Source organism: Paraburkholderia sp. BR14320 (assembly GCF_040948665.1).
GTDB lineage: Bacteria > Pseudomonadota > Gammaproteobacteria > Burkholderiales > Burkholderiaceae > Paraburkholderia > Paraburkholderia youngii.
In genome coordinates, this window is the sequence record NZ_JBFPKG010000157.1 from 1 (window position 1) to 2,530 (window position 2,530).

Genomic DNA, 2,530 nt, shown 5'->3' on the forward strand with positions numbered 1-2,530 from the left:
ATCGTGTTGCCCAGCGAGTATCTGCCCCAGATCTGGGGGGAAGATTTTTCGTTTGAAAGCGACGGCCAGGCCACCGAAATCATCGAGCTGCTCATGCGTCACTGGAACACGATCAGCACGGAATTGCGGCAAACGCTGCATGAGCCGAACGTGTACCTGCCCGTGTTGCTCGAACGCGAGGATGGTGTTGCCCCGGCCAACGACTGGGCACACGGCTTCATGCGCGGCGTACAGATGCGTCCCGCGAGCTGGGGTGAGCTGATCCATGACGAGGACCACGGTGGACCGATGATCCCGATCATGATGCTGCATCATGAGCACAATCCCGACCCGCAGATGCGGCCACCACAGATCCCGGCAGAAAAGCGCGAGGAACTGCTGGAAACGATGATCGCCGGACTGACCCATATCTACCGTTACTTCGAGCCGCATCGGCGGGCACTGGCGCACATCCCGGCGCGTATGCCCATGCGCCGGGAAGAACCGAAGATCGGGCGCAACGAGCCGTGCCCGTGCGGTAGTGGCCACAAGTACAAGCATTGCTGCATGGCTAGTTCGCCGTTTCACTGATCAGGCAGCACAGCAACGGAGATACGCAATGCCCCAGATTCCAGATGATGCAGATCTTCTCCTGAACGCCAACGGCCCAGCGTACACGTCGCGACAGGATCGTGACGGCATACCGCTGTCGTATGTCGGCGAGAAACTTGGGCTTGCCATCGAGGATCTGCATCGCCATGCCCGACGCTGTCAGGGGGAACGTGATGATTTGCGCTGCACCATGTATCACCTTATCGTGGCATACTTGGGACTACATAACATGCTCGGCAAGGCGAACGACCGGACCCTGGTTGACCGGTTACTTGACGGCAGCAGCGAGAAACTGGACACGTGGCTGCGCCTGATCGAACGGAGGGCGATGTTCTTGGGCTCGCCGAACTGGGCAACTGACGCATACGGATCGCGAATCCCATGAAGCCAACCTTTCGCGGCGAGCGGGTGCCAGCCGCCATGCAAGACCGGTATGACGAGATCATTGCGCTTACCGACGCCTTTTGTGCGCAACACCTGACGGATGAATACCGCGACCTCTGCCGACGTCTCGTTGCCACCCTGTGCCGCAAGCGGCCATCGCCACTGGTGACCGGTCCTGCGCGCTCCTGGGCCTGCGGCGTGGCCTACGCGATCGGGAGAGTCAACTTCCTTTTCGACAAGTCCCAGAAACCCCACATGCGCGCCGATGCACTGTGCCAGCATTTCGGGCTAAGCGCCCAGACCGGTTCGGCCCGCTCAGGAGCAATTCTGAACCTTCTAAAGATCGGTCAGCTCGATCCTCGCTGGTCACTTCCCAGTCAGCTCGACAGAAATCCACTCGTCTGGCTTATCGAAATCAATGGCATGATCGTCGACGCGCGCCGCATCCCGCGCAATTTGCAGGAAGAAGCCTTTCGCCTGGGCGTCATCCCATTCGTCCCAGACGAAGATCGCTAGTTCGCGGGAATTCCCGGGCCCGGTTTGTACGCCGCCTGTGGCGTAGCAATTTTCCCTTGCCCTTCATCGGGTTCGCCGCCTCCTATCCTGGCAGGCACGTCCGCCCGCTAAGTCGGGCTAAACGTGCTAATGAGATGATCGCCCCCACTTCCGGACGCGTACCGGATTAATTTCCCGCGTGCGCTCCTCGGGGCAAGCGAAATCGAAAAACGATTTATCGTCAAAGCGCACACAGGACACCCACCACACATCGTCGCAGCACGTTGTGACGAGGTATATTTCGTCAGGCTTATTAACTAGGTCCTCTTCGGCATGAAGAATCGCTTCAGTGACTTTATGAGTATTCGTTAATTGAATGTCGCATTCTTCAAGAACGAGAACGGTTCTTGCGCCGTGGTCCTTCTTCCAGGCAGCGAGCTTTGGATATTTTTTTGGCAAGCTCTCTCGATTCGGTTTTGTCTGGATGCAGCAAGATCTTCTTCGGTTTGCGTATGGCAGTTTCGGAACGATCCCGCTCTTCCATCAGTTGCGCACCGATAAAGCGAAACCGGAAACGGCACTCGATCAACTGATACGTTTTTGGCGGCAGGTATCAATCGTCCAACTGGACCAATCGGTAGAGTCGGAGCAGTCCATGAAATCCAACCCACCAACAATTGTTGAATTTCAGGAATGTCGTTCAACAGATTGCGGGTTTCGGCCTCTTGCAACTCACGGATTTTTCGCGACATTCATGAGTGGGCGAAATGGGCGGGACCGTTGCGAAAAATTATGGCTATAAAATCATACGACGACGTATTATCATCAGGAATGCGAACGTAATGGAGGTTGCAATGCATGGCACGGTGAACCGACCATGGAGCCGTAGGTCCTGCGATGATTTTCAGCAATAGTGCCGAAGGTTGATCATCATATAAGCGAGCGTCTTGAACGCGTAGTGCACCTCGCTGATGCGTTCGAAGCGCAGCAACAGACGGCGAAACTTGTCTTCCCAGGCGAAGACGCGCTCGATGGTTCTGAAGCGCTCCTCGAAGATGGC

Annotated in this window: 4 protein-coding genes; all 4 read left to right on the plus strand. The window is 56.5% G+C overall.

Translation table 11 applies throughout. The features are described from left to right. Positions 1-570 (plus strand): UPF0149 family protein (locus tag AB3X89_RS39390; protein ID WP_368587961.1); only part of this gene is annotated, 570 nt, incomplete at its 5' end. 28 nt (positions 571-598) lie between these two features. Then, positions 599-976 carry a hypothetical protein gene (locus AB3X89_RS39395; protein ID WP_368587962.1) on the plus strand — a complete coding sequence of 126 codons (378 nt, stop codon included), beginning with the start codon at positions 599-601 and terminating at the stop codon, positions 974-976. After that, a complete protein-coding gene (locus AB3X89_RS39400; RefSeq protein WP_368587963.1) occupies positions 973-1,491 on the plus strand; it encodes a DUF6398 domain-containing protein in 519 nt (172 codons plus the stop codon). Before AB3X89_RS39395 ends, AB3X89_RS39400 begins: the two co-directional genes overlap by 4 nt. Positions 1,492-1,846: 355 nt before the next feature. Further along, complete coding sequence (locus AB3X89_RS39405; protein ID WP_368587964.1) at positions 1,847-2,272, plus strand: hypothetical protein; 426 nt, start codon at positions 1,847-1,849, stop codon at positions 2,270-2,272. Positions 2,273-2,530: the final 258 nt, after the last annotated feature.